Origin of the sequence: Streptomyces sp. NPDC005805, from assembly GCF_040630445.1 — a bacterium.
In the GTDB taxonomy this organism is placed as follows: Bacteria; Actinomycetota; Actinomycetes; order Streptomycetales; family Streptomycetaceae; genus Streptomyces.
This window is the reverse complement of record NZ_JBEXXN010000002.1, coordinates 73,252-91,432: the sequence shown is the minus strand read 5'-3', so window position 1 is coordinate 91,432 and position 18,181 is coordinate 73,252. Positions and strand designations below refer to the sequence as shown.

Genomic DNA, 18,181 nt, shown 5'->3' with positions numbered 1-18,181 from the left:
CAGAAGCCGGGAAACCAGGGGCAGGGTGCCATGCAACAGGGAAAGTACCGGTTCGTCACCGGATTTCTGATCGTACCGGTCGTGCTGTACGCGGTCTTCATGATCTGGCCGTACATGCAGACCTTCGGATACTCCTTCACGAACTGGCAGGGCCAGTCGCAGGAGATGAGTTTCGTCGGCTTCGACAACTACACCGCGCTCTTCGCCGACTCGGTGTTCCTGAAGGCCCTGTGGCACAACATCCTGCTCCTGATCTTCCTGCCGATCGCCACCATCCTGCTCGCCCTCTTCTTCGCCTACATGGTGAACGTGGGCGGGCGGGGCGGCTCGGGCGGCATCCGGGGCGTCGCGGGATCGGGGCTCTACAAGATCCTCTTCTTCGTCCCGCACGTCCTGTCCATCGCGATCCTCGCCGTCCTGTGGCGGGCGATCTACCGCGGTGACGTCGCCGGTCTGATCAACGGCGTCTTCATCAAGCTCGGGCTCTCCGACCCGGCCAGCCCGATCGAATGGCTCAACGAACCCGACCTGGTGCTGTGGTGCGTCGCGTTCGTGCTCCTGTGGTGGGGCGTCGGCTTCTACCTCGTCCTCTTCTCGGCGGCCATGCAGTCGGTCCCCAAGGAGATCTACGAGGCCGCCCTCCTCGACGGCGCGAGCCGCACCCAGTCCTTCTTCAAGGTCACCCTCCCGCTGCTGTGGGACACCGTGCAGACCGCCTGGGTCTACCTCGCGATCCTCGCCATGGACTGCTTCGCGCTCATCTCCGTGATGACGCCCGGCAACAGCTTCGGCGGCGGACCGGACCACAACAGCGAGGTCATGGCGACCTATCTGATGCGTAACTTCCTCTCCTTCGGGAAGAGCGGCTACGCCTGCGCGATGGGCGTGGTGATCCTCGGCCTCACGCTGATCCTGTCCCTCGTCACGCTGCGGATCAGCCGCCGCGAGCGCATCGAATACTGAGCGGGGAACCACGCCATGTCCAACACCCGGATCATCCCCGGCGCCGTCAAGGACGACGCGGTGCCCGGCCAGCGGGACCCCAAGAGCGCGGGCAGGCCGGCCGGCGGCCCGACCGGCCGCGACAACGAGGGCAGGGTCCTCAACGTCTTCTCCCACGGCTTCCTGATCCTGTGGGCCGTGATGATCGTGCTGCCGCTCTTCTGGCTGCTGCTCGGCTCCTTCAAGACCGACCGCGAGATCGGCTCCAGCGCCTGGTCCTGGCCGTCCAACTGGAACTTCGACGCCTTCGGACGGGCCTGGGAGAAGGGGATCGGCGACTACTTCGCCAACACCCTGATCGTGCTGGCCTTCTCCATCCCGCTGACCATGCTGCTGGGCGCGATGGCCGCCTACGTCCTGGCGCGCTACGAGTTCCCCGGCAACCGCTTCTTCTACTACTTCTTCGTCGCCGGCGCGATGTTCCCGGTGTACCTCGGCCTGGTGCCGCTGTACTTCCTGGTCGACATGCTCGGCATGCTCAACACCTACCAGGGCCTGATCCTGGTCTACGTCGCCTACTCGCTGCCGTTCACCGTCTTCTTCATGCACGCCTTCTTCCGGACGCTGCCGACGGCCATACACGAGGCGGCGGTCATCGACGGCGCCTCGCACACCCGGATCTTCTTCCAGGTGATGGTCCCGATGGCGAAGCCGGGCCTGCTGAGCGTCGGCATCTTCAACGTGCTGGGCCAGTGGAACCAGTACATCCTCCCGATGACCCTGATGCAGCAGCAGAGCGGCTTCGACAAGGACCGCTCGGTCCTCACCCAGGGACTGGTCCTCCTCAACCAGCAGCAGGGGTACGAGGGCGACCTGCCGGTGATCTTCGCCGGTATGACGATCGCGATGCTGCCGGTGATCGTGGTCTACCTCTCCTTCCAGCGCCAGGTGCAGTCGGGTCTGACGGCCGGCACCCTCAAGTGACACCGGGGCCCCCGGGGCCCTGCCGCCTGTGCCGCCCGTGTCGTCCGGTCCACCACCGGACGGCACGGGCGGGCCGCGTTTCCGGGCCGTGAACCCGTGCTCATCGGAGGATGCGCCCGCTCAAGGTCTTGACGGAATAACCCCCTGGGAGTTGAACTCAGAGTTCAATAGTTGGAGATAGCCGGGAAGCCGTGGCGCGATCCCGGCCGGGGGCGGCCGTCGCGCCGCCCACCGGGGGCAGGAGTGGATGAGTCGATGGAGACTCCGGGATCGCAGACGTCTCTGCACCGGGCCAACCTGGAGCGTGTCGTGCGCGCGGTGCGCATGGCGGGGTCGCTGACACAGGCGGAGATCGCCAGAACCACCGGCCTCTCCGCGGCCACGGTCTCCAACATCGTGCGGGAGCTGAAGGACGGCGGCACGGTCGAGGTGACGCCCACCTCGGCGGGCGGGCGCCGGGCCCGCAGCGTCTCGCTCAGCGGTGACGCGGGCATCGTGATCGGCGTCGACTTCGGACACACCCATCTGCGCGTCGCCATCGGCAACCTCGCCCACCAGGTGCTGGCCGAGGAGGCGGAGCCGCTGGACGTGGACGCCTCGTCCGCGCAGGGCTTCGGCCGGGCCGAGGCCCTGGTCAACCGGCTCGTGGAGACCACCGGCATCGGCCGGGACAAGGTCATCGGCGTCGGCCTCGGCGTCCCCGGCCCCATCGACGTGGAGTCCGGCACCCTGGGCTCGACCGCCATCCTCCCGGGCTGGACCGGCATCAACCCCAGCGAGGAGCTCTCCGCCCGCCTCGGCGTGCCCGTCTACGTCGACAACGACGCCAACCTCGGCGCCCTCGGCGAGATGGTCTGGGGCGCCGGCCGGGGCGCCAAGGACCTGGCGTACATCAAGGTCGCCAGCGGTGTCGGCGCCGGCCTGGTGATAGACGGCCAGATCTACCGCGGCCCGGGCGGCACGGCCGGCGAGATCGGGCACATCACCCTCGACGAGTCCGGCCCGGTCTGCCGCTGCGGCAACCGAGGCTGCCTGGAGACCTTCGCCGCCGCCCGCTATGTGCTGCCGCTGCTCCAGCCCAGCTACGGCGGGGACCTCACCATGGAGCGGGTGGTCCAGCTGGCCCGCGAGGGCGATCCCGGCTGCCGGCGGGTGGTCGCGGACGTCGGCCGGCACATCGGCAGCGGCGTGGCCAATCTGTGCAATCTGCTCAACCCGAGCCGGGTGGTGCTCGGCGGCGATCTGGCGGAGGCTGGTGAGCTGGTACTCGGGCCCATAAGGGAGTCCGTGTCCCGGTACGCGATCCCCAGCGCCGCCCGGCAGCTCGCCGTGGCCCCCGGGGCCCTGGGCGGGCGTGCCGAGGTGCTGGGCGCACTGGCCCTGGTGCTCAGCGAGATGGGCGATTCGACGCTTCTGCACGGTGTGGACGGCGCCGTGAACACCGCCGTGCCCGCCTTCACTTAGATAACGAATGGCACCGTTGTCATCTCGTTAAGGATTTACTCCTTGACGCCGACGGCGGGGCCGAGTTGACTTCCAGCCACCTCGGCCGCAGCGACGCGGCCTCGTCAGGGAGGTTTACATCGTGAACGCACATCTGCGTCGTGCCGCCGTAGCTGTCGCCGCCTCGGCCATGGCCGTCTCGCTCGCGGCCTGTGGTAGCGCCAAGGAGTCCGGCGACAGCGCCTCGGAGTCCTCCGCGAAGAAGGGCGACGACCTCACGATCGGTCTGCTCCTGCCGGAGAACCAGACCGCGCGCTACGAGAAGTTCGACAAGCCGCTCATCGAGAAGAAGATCAGCGAGCTGACCAACGGCAAGGCCAAGGTCGTCTACGCCAACGCCAAGCAGGACGCCACCCTGCAGACGCAGCAGGTCGACACCATGATCACCAACAAGGTCGACGCCCTGATCCTGGACGCGGTCGACGCCAAGGCCATCGCGGGCGGCGTGAAGAAGGCCAAGGAGGCCGGCATCCCGGTCGTCGCCTTCGACCGCCTCGCCGAGGGCCCGATCGACGCCTACACCTCCTTCGACAACGAGGAGGTCGGCCACGTCCAGGGCAAGGCCCTGGTCGAGGCGCTCGGCGACAAGGCCAAGGACGGCCAGATCGTGATGATGAACGGCGCGATCACCGACCCGAACGCCGCGCTGTTCAAGAAGGGCGCGCACGCCGAGCTCGACGGCAAGGTGACCGTCGGCAAGGAGTACGACACCAAGGAGTGGAAGCCGGAGAACGCCAACTCCAACATGGAGGCCGCGATCTCGGCGATCGGCAAGGACAAGATCGTCGGCGTCTACTCCGCCAACGACGGCATGGCGGGCGGCATCATCACCGCCCTCAAGGGCGCCGGCATCTCCCCGCTGCCGCCGGTCACCGGCCAGGACGCGGAGCTCGCCGGTGTGCAGCGCATCGTCGCGGGCGAGCAGTTCATGAGCGTCTACAAGCCGTACGCGCCGGAGGCCGCCGCCGCGGCCGAGATGGCCGTCGCGCTGGCCAAGGGCGAGTCGCTCGACTCCATCGCCAAGGAGAAGGTCGACAGCCCGACCACCAAGGGCGTCCCGTCGGTGCTCGTCCCGGTCGTCTCGCTGACCAAGGAGAACATCCAGGACACCGTGATCAAGGACGGCGTCTACACCGTCCAGGAGATCTGCACGCCGAAGTTCAAGGCGGCGTGCGACGAGCTGGGCCTGAAGTAGCCCGGCCGCCGGCTCCAGCCGGCACCGCTCGGGACGCGCGCGCCGTGTCCCGGGGCCGCTCGCGGAGCCCCTCGGACCCCGTCCGGGAGGCTCCGCACAGCCCGGGACCACACCGCCCCGCAGAAACCTCCCGGTGCCCCGCTCCGCCCTCAGCCCCCGCTGCGGGGCGGGGTACCGGAAGGAACGTTTCGCGCGGCACAGCCGCCGTCCACCCCCTACTCTGCTCAGCCACCGCGCCGCCTGCCCGGCGCGGCATCCCCGCCGGTCAGGCGGCGAAGGAGATGGTTCACGTGTCCGCTACGCCCGTGTTGGCGTTGCGCGGGGTCTCCAAGCGGTTCGGTGCCGTCCAGGCGCTCACCGACGTAGAGCTTGAGGTCCACGCCGGTGAGGTGGTCGCCCTGGTCGGCGACAACGGCGCCGGAAAGTCCACGCTGGTCAAGACGATCGCCGGCGTGCATCCCATCGACGAGGGCGCGATCGAGTGGGAGGGCCGCAAGGTCTCCATCACCCGCCCGCACGACGCCCAGAACCTGGGGATCGCGACCGTCTACCAGGACCTCGCGCTCTGCGACAACATCGACGTCGTCGGCAACCTCTACCTCGGCCGCGAGCTCCGCAAGCGCGGGGTCCTCGACGAGGTCGAGATGGAGCGCCGCGCCCTCGAACTGCTGAAGACGCTGTCCATCCGCATCCCCAGCGTCCGTATCCCGATCGCCTCGCTCTCCGGCGGTCAGCGCCAGACCGTCGCCATCGCCCGCTCGATGCTCGGCGAGCCCAAGCTCGTCATCCTCGACGAGCCCACCGCCGCCCTCGGCGTCGAGCAGACCGCACAGGTGCTCGACCTGGTGGAGCGGCTGCGCGAGCGCGGCCACGCCGTCATCCTCATCAGCCACAACATGGCCGACGTCAAGGCCGTCGCCGACAAGGTCGCGGTGCTGCGCCTCGGCCGGAACAACGGCGTCTTCGAGGTCAAGTCGACCTCGCAGGAAGAGATCATCTCCGCCATCACCGGCGCCACGGACAACGCCGTGACCCGTCGTGCGGCGCGCAACGCGGAGGTCCAGAAGTGACCAGTCTCGACAAGACCCCGGACGGCGCCACCACCGACGCCCCGGTCGTCAACCCGGAGGCGGCCCACGACGCGGTCACCGCCGTCGACCCCCGCCTCCTCGTCCGCGAGCAGGGCCTCAAGGGCTACGTCTCCGAGTTCAAGCGGAAGCTGCACGCCGGTGACCTGGGCTCCATCCCGGTCGTCATCGGTCTGATCATCATCGCGGCGATCTTCCAGAGCCTGAACTCGAACTTCCTCTCGGCCGAGAACCTCAGCAACATCGCCGTCACCATGGTCGCCACCGGCATGATGGCCGTCGGCATCATCTTCGTGCTGCTGCTCGGCGAGATCGACCTCTCCGTCGGCTCCGTCAGCGGTGTCTCCGGCGCCATCGTCGCCGTCCTCAGCGTCACCCACGGCATGAACGAGTGGCTGGCCCTGCTGGTCGCCCTCGCCTCGGGTGCCGCGATCGGCGCGGTGCACGGCTTCTTCTTCGCCCGCATCGGTGCCCCGGCCTTCGCCGTCACCCTGGCCGGCCTGCTGTTCTGGCTCGGCTTCATGCTCCAGCTGCTCGGCGAGAACGGCACCATCAACCTCGACGGCGAGGGCGTGGTCGGGCAGCTGACCACGTACTACTTCACCGACGTGGCCGCCGCCTACGGCCTCGCCGCCCTCGCGGTGGCCGGCTTCTTCCTCTCGTCCTTCCTGGACAACCGCCGCCGCGCCGCCGCGGGCGTGCCCTCCCGGCCGCTCGCCGACATCGTGCTGCGCACCGCGGTCCTCGCGGTGATCGCCTTCGCCGCCGCCGTGATGTTCAACCAGTACAAGGGCCTCCCGCTGGCCCTGGTGCTCTTCCTCGCCGTCCTGGTGATCACGGACTTCGTGCTCCGCCGCACCGCCTACGGCCGGAAGATCTTCGCCCTCGGCGGCAGCGTCGAGGCGTCCCGCCGCGCGGGCATCAACGTCACCGCGGTCCGGGTCTCGGTCTTCGCGCTGGCCGGCTTCTTCGCGGCGGTCGGCGGCCTCTTCTGGGCCTCCAAGATCGCCGCCGCCAACCAGAGCGCCGGCGCCGGCGACCTGCTGATGAACGTGATCGCCGCGGCCGTCATCGGCGGCACCAGCCTCTTCGGCGGCCGGGGCCGCACCTGGAACGCCCTGCTCGGTGTCATGGTCATCGTCTCGATCCAGTACGGCCTCGCCCTGGAGGGCATCGCCACGCCGATCCAGTACATGATCACCGGTGGCGTCCTCCTCGCCACGGTCGTCATCGACTCCATCACCCGCAAGACGCAGAAGACGGCGGGCCGCGCCTAGAAGGTGTAGAAGGTGTCCTCCTGATCCGCCCCTCCCGTGCCCGGCACCGCCAGACGGTGCCGGGCACGGGCTCTTGCGTGTCGCGCGCCCGGGCCGCTCCCCGCCCCGGTCACCGCCGTTTTCGTGCCACGGCCGTGACACAGAACGCACCGCCGGATGACCAAGATCGCGGCCGGAACACTAGACTTGGGCAATCGGCACGCTCGATCAGCTCGATCAGCTCGAATGCAAGGAGGCAGAGTGACGCAGCCGCGCGAAGCGCGTCCTACCCGGGCGGTGGCGGGCGACGAGCCGGGACTCCTGTCCCGCATCACGGGTCCGCGCGACCTGGACCGGCTCGCCCCCGAGGAGCTGGAGCACCTGGCCGCGGAGATCCGCACCTTCCTGGTCGACGCCGTCTCCAAGACCGGCGGCCACCTCGGCCCGAACCTCGGCGTCGTGGAGCTGACCATCGCGCTCCACCGTGTCTTCGACTCCCCCCGGGACAAGGTCCTGTGGGACACCGGCCACCAGAGCTACGTCCACAAGCTGCTCACCGGACGCCAGGACTTCTCGAAGCTCAAGATGAAGGGCGGCCTCTCCGGCTACCCCTCGCAGGCCGAGTCCGCCCACGACGTCATCGAGAACTCGCACGCCTCCACCGTCCTCGGCTGGGCCGACGGACTGGCCAAGGCCAACGAGATCCTCCGCAAGGACGACCACGTCGTCGCCGTCATCGGCGACGGCGCCCTCACCGGCGGCATGGCCTGGGAGGCGCTGAACAACATCGCCGCCGCCAAGGACCGCCCCCTGGTGATCGTCGTCAACGACAACGAGCGCTCCTACGCGCCCACCATCGGCGGCCTCGCCAACCACCTGGCCACCCTGCGCACCACCGACGGCTACGAGCGCTTCCTCGCCCGCGGCAAGGACATCCTGGAGCGGACCCCCGTCGTCGGGAAGCCGCTCTACGAGACCCTGCACGGCGCCAAGAAGGGCCTCAAGGACTTCATCGCCCCGCAGGGCATGTTCGAGGACCTCGGCCTGAAGTACGTCGGCCCGATCGACGGCCACGACATCGAGGCCCTGGAGTCCGCCCTCGCCCGCGCCAAGCGCTTCGGCGGCCCGGTCATCGTGCACTGCCTCACCGAGAAGGGCCGCGGCTACCAGCCCGCCCTCGCCGACGAGGCCGACCGCTTCCACGCCGTCGGCAAGATCCACCCCGACACCGGTCTGCCGATCTCCTCCTCGGGGCTCGACTGGACCTCCGTCTTCGGCGAGGAGATGGTCAAGCTCGGCCGGGAGCGCGAGGACGTCGTCGCCATCACGGCCGCGATGCTCCAGCCCGTCGGCCTGGACCGGTTCGCCAAGGAGTTCCCCGAGCGGGTCTTCGACGTGGGCATCGCCGAGCAGCACGGCGCGGTCTCCGCGGCCGGCCTCGCCACCGGCGGACTGCACCCGGTCTTCGCGGTCTACGCGACCTTCCTCAACCGCGCCTTCGACCAGGTCCTGATGGACGTGGCCCTGCACCGCTGCGGCGTCACCTTCGTGCTGGACCGGGCCGGCATCACCGGCACCGACGGCGCCTCGCACAACGGTATGTGGGACATGTCGATCCTTCAGGTCGTCCCCGGCCTGCGGATCGCCGCCCCGCGCGACGCCGACCAGGTCCGCGCCCAGCTGCGCGAGGCCGTCCTGGTGGACGACGCGCCGACCGTGGTCCGCTTCTCCAAGGGCGCGGTCGGCCCGGCGGTCAAGGCCGTGGGCACCGTGGGCGGGATGGACGTACTGCGGCACCCCGGCAGCGACCGGCCGGACGTCCTCCTGGTCTCGGTGGGCGCCCTGGCGCCCATGTGCCTGGAGATCGCGGACCTGCTCGACGCCCAGGGGATCTCGGCCACCGTGGTCGACCCGCGCTGGGTCAAGCCGGTCGACGAGGCCCTCGCCCCGCTGGCCGCCCGGCACCGGGTCGTCGTCACCGTCGAGGACAACAGCCGGGCCGGCGGCGTCGGTTCCGCGATCGCGCAGGCCCTGCGCGACGCGGGCGTGGACATGCCGCTGCGCGACTTCGGCATCCCGCCGCGCTTCCTGGACCACGCCTCCCGCAAGGAGGTCATGGCGGAGATCGGCCTCACCGCGCCGGACATCGCCCGCCAGGTGACCGGTCTGGTCTCCACGCTCGACGGGCGCGTCGACAGCGCCGCCGTCGAACCCGTGCGCGACTGATCCCGGGGGCGCGCGCCGCCCCCTCGCACCACCCGCCGGGGCGGGTGCGCCCGGACGTGACCCGTCCGGACGCACCCGCCCCGCCGTCTTCTCCGCACCCCGCCCCCAAGGGACTTGGCGACGGCAGCCCGCGGACCGGGCGGGCGGACGGGGGTGTACGACGTGCCGACCCCGGGCAGGCGGACCACCCTGTAAGGGTGGTCCCACCGGCCCATTCGGTCGAACGAAGACGCTTGGGTGCTCCGCGGACCGGCGACCGTCCCGATCATGGCGGGGACGACAAGCGTGGAGGTGCAGCGGTGAGTACGAGTACCGACCCAGGGGGCGGCAGGAGAGGGGCCTTCCGGACCAAATCGGTCGAGCAGTCGATCCGGGACACGGAAGAGCCGGAGCACAAACTCAAGAAGTCCCTCTCGGCGATGGACCTCACGGTCTTCGGCGTGGGCGTCATCATCGGTACGGGCATCTTCGTCCTCACCGGTGCCGTCGCCAAGGAGACCGCCGGCCCGGCGACCGCCATCGCGTTCGTCGTCTCCGGTGTCGTCTGCGCCCTGGCGGCACTGTGCTACGCCGAGTTCGCCTCGACCGTGCCGGTCGCCGGTTCCGCGTACACCTTCTCGTACGCCTCCCTCGGCGAGTTGCCCGCCTGGATCATCGGCTGGGACCTGGTGCTGGAGTTCGCCCTCGGCACGGCGGTGGTCGCGGTCGGCTGGTCGGGCTATGTACGGTCCCTGCTGGACAACGTGGACTGGCACCTGCCCGCGGCGCTGGAGGGCCCGGACGCGCCGGGCGGCACCTTCGACCTGCTGGCCTTCCTGCTGATCCTGCTGCTGACCGTCATCCTCGTCGTCGGCATGAAGCTCTCCGCCCGCATCACGGCCCTGGTCGTCGCGATCAAGGTGACCGTGGTCCTCATCGTCATCATCGCGGGCCTGTTCTTCATCAAGGCCGACAACTACTCGCCGTTCATCCCCGAGGCCGAGGGCCAGGTCTCCGGATCCGGCTGGGACGCGCCCCTGGTGCAGCTGATGTTCGGCTACGAGCCGACCAACTTCGGCATCATGGGCATCTTCACGGCCGCCTCCATCGTCTTCTTCGCCTTCATCGGCTTCGACGTGGTGGCCACCGCGGCCGAGGAGACCAAGCTGCCGCAGCGCGACATGCCCCGCGGCATCCTCGGCTCCCTGTTCATCTGCACCGTGCTCTATGTGGCCGTCTCCCTGGTGGTGACGGGCATGCAGCACTACAGCGAACTGTCGGTCACCGCACCACTCGCGGACGCCTTCAAGGCGGTGGGCCATCCGTTCTACGCGGGTGTGATCAGCTTCGGGGCCGCGGTCGGTCTGACGACGGTGTGCATGATCCTGCTGCTCGGCCAGACCCGGGTGTTCTTCGCGATGAGCCGCGACGGGCTGCTGCCCCGGTTCTTCTCCGTGACCCACCCGAAGTTCCGCACCCCGTACCGGCCCACCATCCTGCTCGGTGTGGTCATCGCGATCGTCGCCGGCTTCACCAGCATCAACGAGCTGGCCGCCCTGGTGAACATCGGCACCCTGTTCGCCTTCGTCGTCGTCGCGCTCGGCGTGATCATCCTGCGCCGCACGCGGCCCGACCTGCCCCGGGCCTTCCGCACCCCGTGGGTGCCGGTGCTGCCGATCGTGTCGATCGCCGCCTCGGTGTGGCTGATGCTCAACCTGCCCAGCGAGACCTGGTTCCGCTTCGCCGTGTGGATGGCGCTCGGTGTCGTCGTCTACCTCCTGTACGGGCGCCGGCACAGCCGTCTGGGCAAGGGCCTGACGGGCCCGCAGGGACCGTCCGGTCCCGCCGGACCGCCGACGGCGGACGCTCCCCGGTAGTCCGCCCGCTCGCACCCGTGGCCCGGCCCGTTCCTGACGAACGGGCCGGGCCGCGGGCATGTGTGTGCGGGCGGCCGGCGTCAGTCCTGCGGGCCGCGCGGCGGGCGGGCCGCCCACTCGCCGGTCAGGACGGCGATCGCGTCGAGCGCCGCGCGTCCCTCGTCCTCCCGGGTGCGTGCCGCACGGCTGAGTTCCAGGTGGAGGAAGGGCGTCCCGGCGGCCGCCGCGGCTCTGCCCTGGACGTTGCTCCGCCCCTCCAGCGGGCAGTCGCGGACCCAGGCCCGGCACACCGTGAAGTCCCGCTCGCGCAGGGCGTCCGCGAGGACCCGGCCGTCGGCGCGGCCCGCGTCGCCCTTGCCCGTCGAGGCGACCATGTCGTGGTCCGGGACGGAGGAGGGCGCGAAGCCGTGCAGTTGCAGGGCGGGCAGGCCCCGGCGGAAGAGTTCCGCGCAGACCGCGTGGAAGACGGTGTCCCGCCGGTGGGCCACGTCCGAGGCGTCGCCCCGGCCCGCCTCGCGGTGGGCGCCCGCGACGACCAGGACGCCGCCCGCCGCACCGCGCAGCACGTCGACCCCGAGCTTCTCGGTCCCGCTGTCGGCGCGCGGATGGGGCACCTGGACCGACCAGCGCGCGGGGGAGTCCAGGGGGACGTAGACCCGGCCCCAGCCCCGGGGGGAGCGGGCCGACTCGCTGCGGTCGGCGACCTCCGCGTACCGGCGGCCGTCCGCGCGGTCGACGACCGTGCGGATCTCCATGTCGACATCGGCGAGCCGCTCGGCGGCCTGTTCGCGGCGGCCGTCGAGGAGCAGGCCCACCCCGGCGGCGACCGCCGTGCGGTCCTCGCGGCCGGGCCGCCGGTAGCCGGTGTCCTCGTCCATGCCGGCCGTCCAGCGGGTCACGCGGTCGGAGAGGTCGACACCGTCCGGCGACGTGGACCCGGGGCCTCCGCCCGCTTCCGGACTGCTGCCGTTTCCGCCCCCGGGGCGTCCGGCCGGCCCCTCGCGGGCCGCGAAGCCGGCCCACAAGCCGGCGCAGACAAGTGTGACAAGCACCACGCCTGCCACAATCGTTACCGTTTTTGCCCGCTTCATGGTCATCGTCGTACGAAGATATCTCGGTGAAGAGAATAGCCCCGCGCCGGTCGGTGACGACCGGCCTTTCCGTGCTCGCGCTCGTCGCCGGCCTCTCCGCCTGCGGCCCCTTCGGCGGCGATGACGACACCTCCTCCGCGGCCAAGGCCACCGCCCGCAACTTCACCGTGGCGGCGTCCGGGGACATCCTCATCCACCCCCAGCTCGTCGAGCAGGCCCGCAAGGACGCCAAGCGCACCGGCAAGGGCACCGCGGGCCTCGACTTCGAACCGCTGATGGCCGGAGTCACCCCCGTCGTCAGCAAGGCGGACCTGGGCATCTGCCACTTCGAGCCGGTCGTGGGCAAGCCGGAGGGGCCCTTCGAGAGCTTCCCCGCCTTCCTCGTCCCGCCGCAGATCACCACCGCCGTCAAGGACGCCGGGTACGACAGCTGCTCCACCGCCTCGAACCACACCCTGGACCACGGCTACCCCGGAGTCGTCCGGACCCTGGACGCCCTCGACAAGGCCGGCCTCAAGCACACCGGATCGGCGCGCAGCGCGGCCGAGGCCGCCAAGCCCCTGGTCATGGACGTCAAGGGCGTCAAGGTCGCCCAGCTCGCCTACACCCTCGGCTTCAACGGCAACGAACTGCCGGCGGACAAGCCCTGGGCCGCCAACCTCACCGACCTCGACCGGATCACGGCGGCCGAGAAGGCCGCCCGCGAGGCCGGCGCCGAGGTCGTGATCCTCAGCATCCACTGGGGCCGCGAGAACTGGTCCAACCCCAACCGCTCCCAGCTCCGCCTCGGCCGCCAGATCGCCGAGAAGACCGGGATCGACCTGGTCGTCGGCCACCACGCCCATGTCGTCCAGCCGATGGAGAAGGTCGACGGGACCTGGATCGCCTACGGCCTCGGCAACCACGTCGCCCGGCACGACGTGCCCACCGGGCTGACCGAGGAAGGCGCGATCGGCTGGTTCGAGTTCACCGAACGGGACGGCGGCTGGGACGTCCGGGCCAAGTTCGCGCCGACGTTCGTCGACATCCCGCCCGACCCGGACGAGTCCGGCAACCTGCCCGAGGGAGTCGTCGAGGACCACCGCCTCCTCGACCTCGCCACCGCCCTGCGCGACCCCGGCAAGCTGAGCGACCAGCAGCGCTCCCGCTACCGCCTCGCCTTCGAGCGCATCTCCGGGACCATGCTCAACCGGGGCGCCGCCGACGACGGACTGGAGCCGCTCCAGCCGCTTCCCTAGGGGCCGCCGGCACGCCGCACCAGGCCCGGGGCAACCCCCGCCGGGGGCCCGGGTGGAACGGTTGCCTGTCGCCTTGATCACATTCGCCGGACACCCACAACCCTTCGGCCCGTCAGACGGTCCCATCCGGGGCCGGGGCCGGGGCCGTCCCGCGACCCGGCCCCGCTCGTCCAGCCATCCACGGCGCGCATCGGCGCGCACCACGCAGCTCATCCCGGAGAGGAGCCCTCGTGGCCGCTTCGCCCACGAAGCGGCGGCACAGAGTCCGCCGAAGGGCAGACATGTCCCTGCTCGGCGGCATACGTCCGCCCATAGCCGTGCTGTCGGTCCTGCTGCTCGCCCTGGCGGGCGTCACCGCCCTTTCCCTCGGACGTGTGGACAACCGCGCCGTCCCCGAGGCCGTGCTCACCTCCCAGCAGCACTTCGCCGAGGACGGCGCGATCGCCATGCGCGCCTCCATCGACGAGAGCGTCACCGACCTGACGCGCACCACCGAGCTGTTCAACGCCGGTGAGCCGGTGCCCGCCGACGCCGTACTCGACAAGCTCGGCAGCGTGTACCAGAAGTGGCTCGGCACGGCCGTCGTCGAGATCTCCTCCGGAAAGCTGCTCGCCGCCCGCGGCGAGAACGTGCCCCTGACCGCGATCGACCGCGAGGCACTCCGCGGCGAGCAGGGCCTCGCACCCCGCATGGTCAGACTGCCCAACGGCGAGACGCGCATGCTCTCCTTCGGGCTGCTGAACTGGAAGGGCGAGCCCCAGAAGCTCCTCGTCGCCTCCAGCGGCCTGAAGTTCCCCGGCATCAGCCTCGGCAAGTTCCGGGCCATCGCCGTGATCGACCAGGAGGGGCACGTCCTCAGCCAGGACGGCATCCCCGAGCCCGAGCAGGTCGTCTCCGACTTCCAGCGCGAGGTCATCGCCCACTCCCGCAAGCAGCTCAAGCAGTTCGCCGCCACCGCCGCCGAACGCGCCGAGGAGCACCCGCTGAAGGCCAAGGAGCCCGGCTCCGGCGGCTTCAAGGGCGTCAGCGGCAGCCTCGTCGGCGGACTCCAGTCCGGTGACCGCTCCATCGCGGGCTACGCCACCCTCGCCGCCCCCGAGGCCGGCGAGACCACCGTCGCCACCGGCCTCGGCCTCACCGTCGTCGCCATGGTCGAGGTCGCCGAGGCGCCCTCCGCCGTCGACAGCCCCTTCTTCGGCGTCGCCGCCGCCGGGGCGCTGCTGCTGATCGGCGGCGTCACCGTCGCCCTGCTCATCAGCACCGTCCAGCGCCCGCTGCTCCGGCTCTTCCTGGAGAGCCGGCGGCTCACCCGAGGCGATCTGACCCGGCCCGTGACCGTGCCCCGCCGCGGCGAGGCGGCCCGGATCGGCGACTCCCTGGAACGCCTGCGGCTGCGCCTGCTCGGTGAACCCGTGCCCGAGGCCGCGCGCCGCCGCCGCATCGGGGCGCGCAGCCTGCTCGCCGTGGCCGGTGTGCTGCTCCTCGTCTGGTGCGCCCCGCTCCTGCTGCTGCTCAACCGTGCCGGCGACTCCGTCGTGGTGCCCCAGCAGGTCGTCAACGACCAGCGCGAGCGGACCGACACCCTCACCGACCGGGTACGCCGCGCCCTCAATGAGGGCCACGCCGACCTGGTCTCCGTCGCCACCCTCATCGGCGACCGCACCCGGCCCGAGGACATGGGCGAGGTCCTGGAGCGCACCGGGAACCAGCACCTGCGGTACGAGTCGCTGTACGTCCTCGACGCCGACGGCAAGGTCCTCGCCGAGACGGGCGCCGACCCGCGCAGCCCCGGCGGCCAGGGCCCGTCCGACCAGCTCGTCCGCATCCTCGACGAGGACAGCGACGAGCCCGTGGTCGTGGCCACCGCCGAGATCCCCGGACGCCAGGGCGCGGCCGTGATCGGTGAGTTCCGCATCGACTTCCTCAACTCCCTCCTCAAGCGGCCGGGCCTCGGCACGGTCCGCGTGGTGGACGCCGAGCGCCGGGTGATCGCGGGCAACACCGGGTACCGGGCGTTCCAGGAGCTGCCCAACGACCGCCTCGACGCCCTGGTCCAGGGCACCAACCAGAAGGTCGGCATGAGCCCCCGGCCCAGCGGTGTCCTCTACCGCGACGGCGGGGACATCCAGATCGCCGCGGCCGCCCCCTTCGGCGGCGGCGGCACCGCCAAGTCGCTGGGCTGGTCGGTCGTGAGCTGGCAGTCCGCCTCCGGTCTCGCGATCGACGAGTACGACCTGCAGAACCGGACCGTCCTCGCGGGCCTCCTCGGCGCCACCGCCGCGGCCGCCTGCCTGGGCTGGCTCTACATCGTCGTCGTCCGCCCGCTGCGGGTCCTCGCCGACCAGGCCGAGGCGCTCGCCGACGGCGACCGCCGCACCGTCCTCTACCCGCGCCACCACGACGAGGTCGGCGCCGTCGTCCGCAGCCTGGAGCTGATCCGGCAGCAGCTGCCCGCCGGGCAGCGCAAGGCCGAGAAGTCCGGCAAGGCCGGCGACACGGCGTCCCACCCCGCCGGAAGGATCTGATCCGTGCTCTTCCTCTACACCGTCCTGATGGTGTGCTGCGCCGTGCTGCTGGTCGCCGGCGTGATCGAGCAGCGGCGCCACTTCACCAACCTGGAGCACATCCCGAGCCGGGTCCTGGTCAACGGCATCCGCGGCAAGTCCTCCATCACCCGGCTGTGCGCGGGCGCGCTGCGCGGCGGCGACCTGGTGACGGTCGCCAAGACCACGGGCACGGCGGCCCGGTTCATCCACCCGGACGCCACCGAGGAGCCCGTCTACCGCAAGTTCGGCATCGCCAACGTGGTCGAGCAGATCGGCATCGTGCGCAGGGCGGCGGCGTACAACCCGCAGGCCCTGGTGATCGAGTGCATGGCGGTCATGCCCGCGCTCCAGGAGATCAACCAGTCCAAGCTGATCCGCTCCACGATCGGTGTGCTGTGCAACGTCCGTGAGGACCACCTCGCCGAGATGGGCCCCACGCTGGACGACGTCGCCCGCTCGCTGTGCCGGTCCATGCCGGAGGGCGGTATCTGCGTCACGGCCGAGAAGGACCGGTTCGACATCCTCCAGGAGGAGGCGGACGCCCGGGACTGCAAGCTGATCTACGCCGACCCGGAGACCGTCACCGACGAGGAGCTGCGCGGCTTCAGCTGGTTCACCTTCAAGGAGAACGTCGCCATCGCCCTCACCGTGGCCGAACTCCTCGGCGTGGAGCGGGAGACCGCCCTCCAGGGCATGTACGACGCACCGCCGGACCCGGGTGTCCTCTCGGTCGAGCGCTACCGCACCGAGGACGGCAAGCGGCTCCGCTTCGCCAACGTCTTCGCCGCGAACGACCCCGAGTCGACGCTGATGAACATCAACCAGCTCCTCGACCTCGGGGCGATCGAGCGCCCGCTGAACGTGGTCATCAACTGCCGCCCCGACCGGGTCGAGCGCAACGGCCAGATGGGCGAGATCATCCCGGACCTGGACCCCGAGAAGGTCTTCGTCATCGGGCACCCGGCCAAGTCGGCGATCGACGCCATCCCGGCGGAGTACCGCTCGCGCGCCGTCGACCTGGGCGGCGACCGGCGCGACCCGGAGGAGTTCATGGCCGAGCTGCTGAAGCAGATCGGGCCCGACTCCTCCCTCGTGGCCATCGGCAACATCCACGGCCAGGGCGAACTGCTGCTGGAGCACCTCGCGGAGCTGCCGGCGGACGACACCGAGCCCGCGGAGCAGGAGCGCGAGCGGGGCCAGGAGCGGGAGCACGACCGGCCGGAGCCGCCGGTGGCGGCGGGCGCGGCGCGGGAGCGGCAGGACCCGTCCGAGACCATGCAGCTCTACGCGCCCCGGATCGACCCGTACACGGCGTACTCGCCGGCGTACGAGGAGCGCTACGCGCCCCACCCGCACGGGCACGTGCACCAGGAGCCGCACGGGCACCAGGACGCGCATGCGCACCAGGCACCTCAGGGGTACCTGGCGCCGTACCCGCACCAGGGCTCGCAGGGGTACCAGCCGCCGCAGGGGCACCGGGACCAGCCCGCGCACCAGGAGCCGCACGCGCCCTATCCGCACCAGGAGCCCCACCCGCACGCGGAGCCCCACCCGCACCAGGAGCCCTACGCGCCCGGCCCGTACGCCGCGCACGAGCCCGACCCCCACGCGCCGGCCCCGCAGGAGCCCGCCCCGCACGACCCCGCCGCCGGCGGGCCGCCGCCGCAGTCCCGCGGCATGTTCGAGCCCCGCGTGCCACCCGGCCGCTCCTCCGAAGACCCCTCCCACCAGTGGCCGCACGGCGCAGGAGACCAGCGTTGATTCCCACCGTCCTCACCCCCGAGATCGCCGCCGTCGGCATTGCTCTGGGACTGCTCTTCTCCCTGGTCTGCTACCTGACCACCAACCTCTCGCCGGGCGGCATGATCACGCCGGGCTGGCTCGCGCTGACCCTGGTCGAGGACCTCCAGCGCGCCGCGATGGTGGTCGGCGTCACCGTGCTCACCTACGTCGTCACCCTGCTGATGCAGCGTTACGTGATCCTCTACGGCAAGCGCCTCTTCGCCGCCGTGGTGCTCGCGGGCGTCTCCCTCCAGGCGACGCTGATGATCGTGCTGTCGCTGGAGTTCCCGCTGATGTACAGCAACCAGACACTCGGCTTCATCGTCCCCGGCCTGATCGCCTACCAGCTGGTCCGCCAGCCCAAGGGCCCCACGCTGCTGGCGACCGGCTCGGTGACCCTCATGGCCTATGTCGTGCTCACCGCCGGAATCCTGCTCGGCGTCATGCCCGTGCTCTGAGGCGGCCGCCGTCCCG

13 protein-coding genes are annotated in these 18,181 nt (G+C 70.9%); 12 read left to right on the top strand and 1 reads right to left on the bottom strand.

Annotation, left to right across the window (positions count from 1 at the left end):
- Positions 1 to 30: 30 nt before the first annotated feature.
- The 8 genes from ABZ457_RS02070 to ABZ457_RS02035 all read left to right on the top strand — a co-directional run bounded on the left by ABZ457_RS02070 (position 31) and on the right by ABZ457_RS02035 (position 11,050).
- A complete protein-coding gene (locus tag ABZ457_RS02070; RefSeq protein WP_359152862.1) occupies positions 31 to 963 on the top strand; it encodes a sugar ABC transporter permease in 933 nt (310 codons plus the stop codon).
- A 15-nt stretch (positions 964 to 978) separates the two neighbouring features.
- Positions 979 to 1,926, top strand: a complete 948-nt coding sequence (locus ABZ457_RS02065) for a carbohydrate ABC transporter permease (protein ID WP_359152860.1) — start codon at positions 979 to 981, stop codon at positions 1,924 to 1,926.
- Between the two features lie 255 nt (positions 1,927 to 2,181).
- Positions 2,182 to 3,390 carry an ROK family transcriptional regulator gene (locus ABZ457_RS02060; protein WP_359152858.1) on the top strand — a complete coding sequence of 403 codons (1,209 nt, stop codon included), beginning with the start codon at positions 2,182 to 2,184 and terminating at the stop codon, positions 3,388 to 3,390.
- Positions 3,391 to 3,511: 121 nt separating this feature from the next.
- Positions 3,512 to 4,624 (top strand): substrate-binding domain-containing protein, encoded by a 1,113-nt coding sequence (locus tag ABZ457_RS02055; RefSeq protein ID WP_359152856.1) that lies wholly within the window; start codon positions 3,512 to 3,514, stop codon positions 4,622 to 4,624.
- Positions 4,625 to 4,905: 281 nt separating this feature from the next.
- Entirely contained in the window at positions 4,906 to 5,694 is a 789-nt protein-coding gene (locus tag ABZ457_RS02050; RefSeq protein WP_359152854.1) for an ATP-binding cassette domain-containing protein, read from the top strand.
- Positions 5,691 to 6,989, top strand: a complete 1,299-nt coding sequence (locus ABZ457_RS02045) for a sugar ABC transporter permease (RefSeq protein WP_359152852.1) — start codon at positions 5,691 to 5,693, stop codon at positions 6,987 to 6,989. Before ABZ457_RS02050 ends, ABZ457_RS02045 begins: the two co-directional genes overlap by 4 nt.
- Positions 6,990 to 7,229: 240 nt before the next feature.
- On the top strand, positions 7,230 to 9,194 hold the full coding sequence (gene dxs / locus ABZ457_RS02040; RefSeq protein WP_359152850.1) for a 1-deoxy-D-xylulose-5-phosphate synthase: 1,965 nt from the start codon (positions 7,230 to 7,232) through the stop codon (positions 9,192 to 9,194).
- A 299-nt stretch (positions 9,195 to 9,493) separates the two neighbouring features.
- Complete coding sequence (locus ABZ457_RS02035; protein WP_359152848.1) at positions 9,494 to 11,050, top strand: amino acid permease; 1,557 nt, start codon at positions 9,494 to 9,496, stop codon at positions 11,048 to 11,050.
- Positions 11,051 to 11,130: 80 nt separating this feature from the next.
- Here ABZ457_RS02035 and ABZ457_RS02030 read toward each other — a convergent pair whose 3' ends face one another.
- Positions 11,131 to 11,928 carry a hypothetical protein gene (locus ABZ457_RS02030; RefSeq protein WP_359152845.1) on the bottom strand — a complete coding sequence of 266 codons (798 nt, stop codon included), beginning with the start codon at positions 11,926 to 11,928 and terminating at the stop codon, positions 11,131 to 11,133.
- Positions 11,929 to 12,167: 239 nt separating this feature from the next.
- Here ABZ457_RS02030 and ABZ457_RS02025 point away from each other — a divergent pair, with 239 nt between their 5' ends.
- From ABZ457_RS02025 to ABZ457_RS02010, 4 genes are all read left to right on the top strand, one after another.
- Positions 12,168 to 13,379, top strand: a complete 1,212-nt coding sequence (locus tag ABZ457_RS02025) for a CapA family protein (RefSeq protein WP_359152843.1) — start codon at positions 12,168 to 12,170, stop codon at positions 13,377 to 13,379.
- Positions 13,380 to 13,660: 281 nt separating this feature from the next.
- Entirely contained in the window at positions 13,661 to 15,904 is a 2,244-nt protein-coding gene (locus ABZ457_RS02020) for a cache and HAMP domain-containing protein (RefSeq protein ID WP_359152841.1), read from the top strand.
- A 3-nt stretch (positions 15,905 to 15,907) separates the two neighbouring features.
- Complete coding sequence (pgsB, locus tag ABZ457_RS02015; RefSeq protein ID WP_359152839.1) at positions 15,908 to 17,686, top strand: poly-gamma-glutamate synthase PgsB; 1,779 nt, start codon at positions 15,908 to 15,910, stop codon at positions 17,684 to 17,686.
- On the top strand, positions 17,683 to 18,165 hold the full coding sequence (locus tag ABZ457_RS02010) for a poly-gamma-glutamate biosynthesis protein PgsC/CapC (RefSeq protein WP_018847930.1): 483 nt from the start codon (positions 17,683 to 17,685) through the stop codon (positions 18,163 to 18,165). Before pgsB ends, ABZ457_RS02010 begins: the two co-directional genes overlap by 4 nt.
- The last annotated feature ends 16 nt before the right edge of the window (positions 18,166 to 18,181 follow it).

What these genes read in the sequence shown, in the direction of transcription:
- ABZ457_RS02060 (WP_359152858.1), top strand. Translation starts at nt 2,182, where the DNA reads ATGGAGACTCCGGGATCGCAGACGTCTCTGCACCGGGCCAACCTGGAG.
- ABZ457_RS02030 (WP_359152845.1), bottom strand. Translation starts at nt 11,928, where the DNA reads ATGGACGAGGACACCGGCTACCGGCGGCCCGGCCGCGAGGACCGCACG.
- ABZ457_RS02070 (WP_359152862.1), top strand. Translation starts at nt 31, where the DNA reads ATGCAACAGGGAAAGTACCGGTTCGTCACCGGATTTCTGATCGTACCG.
- ABZ457_RS02065 (WP_359152860.1), top strand. Translation starts at nt 979, where the DNA reads ATGTCCAACACCCGGATCATCCCCGGCGCCGTCAAGGACGACGCGGTG.
- ABZ457_RS02020 (WP_359152841.1), top strand. Translation starts at nt 13,661, where the DNA reads ATGTCCCTGCTCGGCGGCATACGTCCGCCCATAGCCGTGCTGTCGGTC.
- ABZ457_RS02050 (WP_359152854.1), top strand. Translation starts at nt 4,906, where the DNA reads ATGGTTCACGTGTCCGCTACGCCCGTGTTGGCGTTGCGCGGGGTCTCC.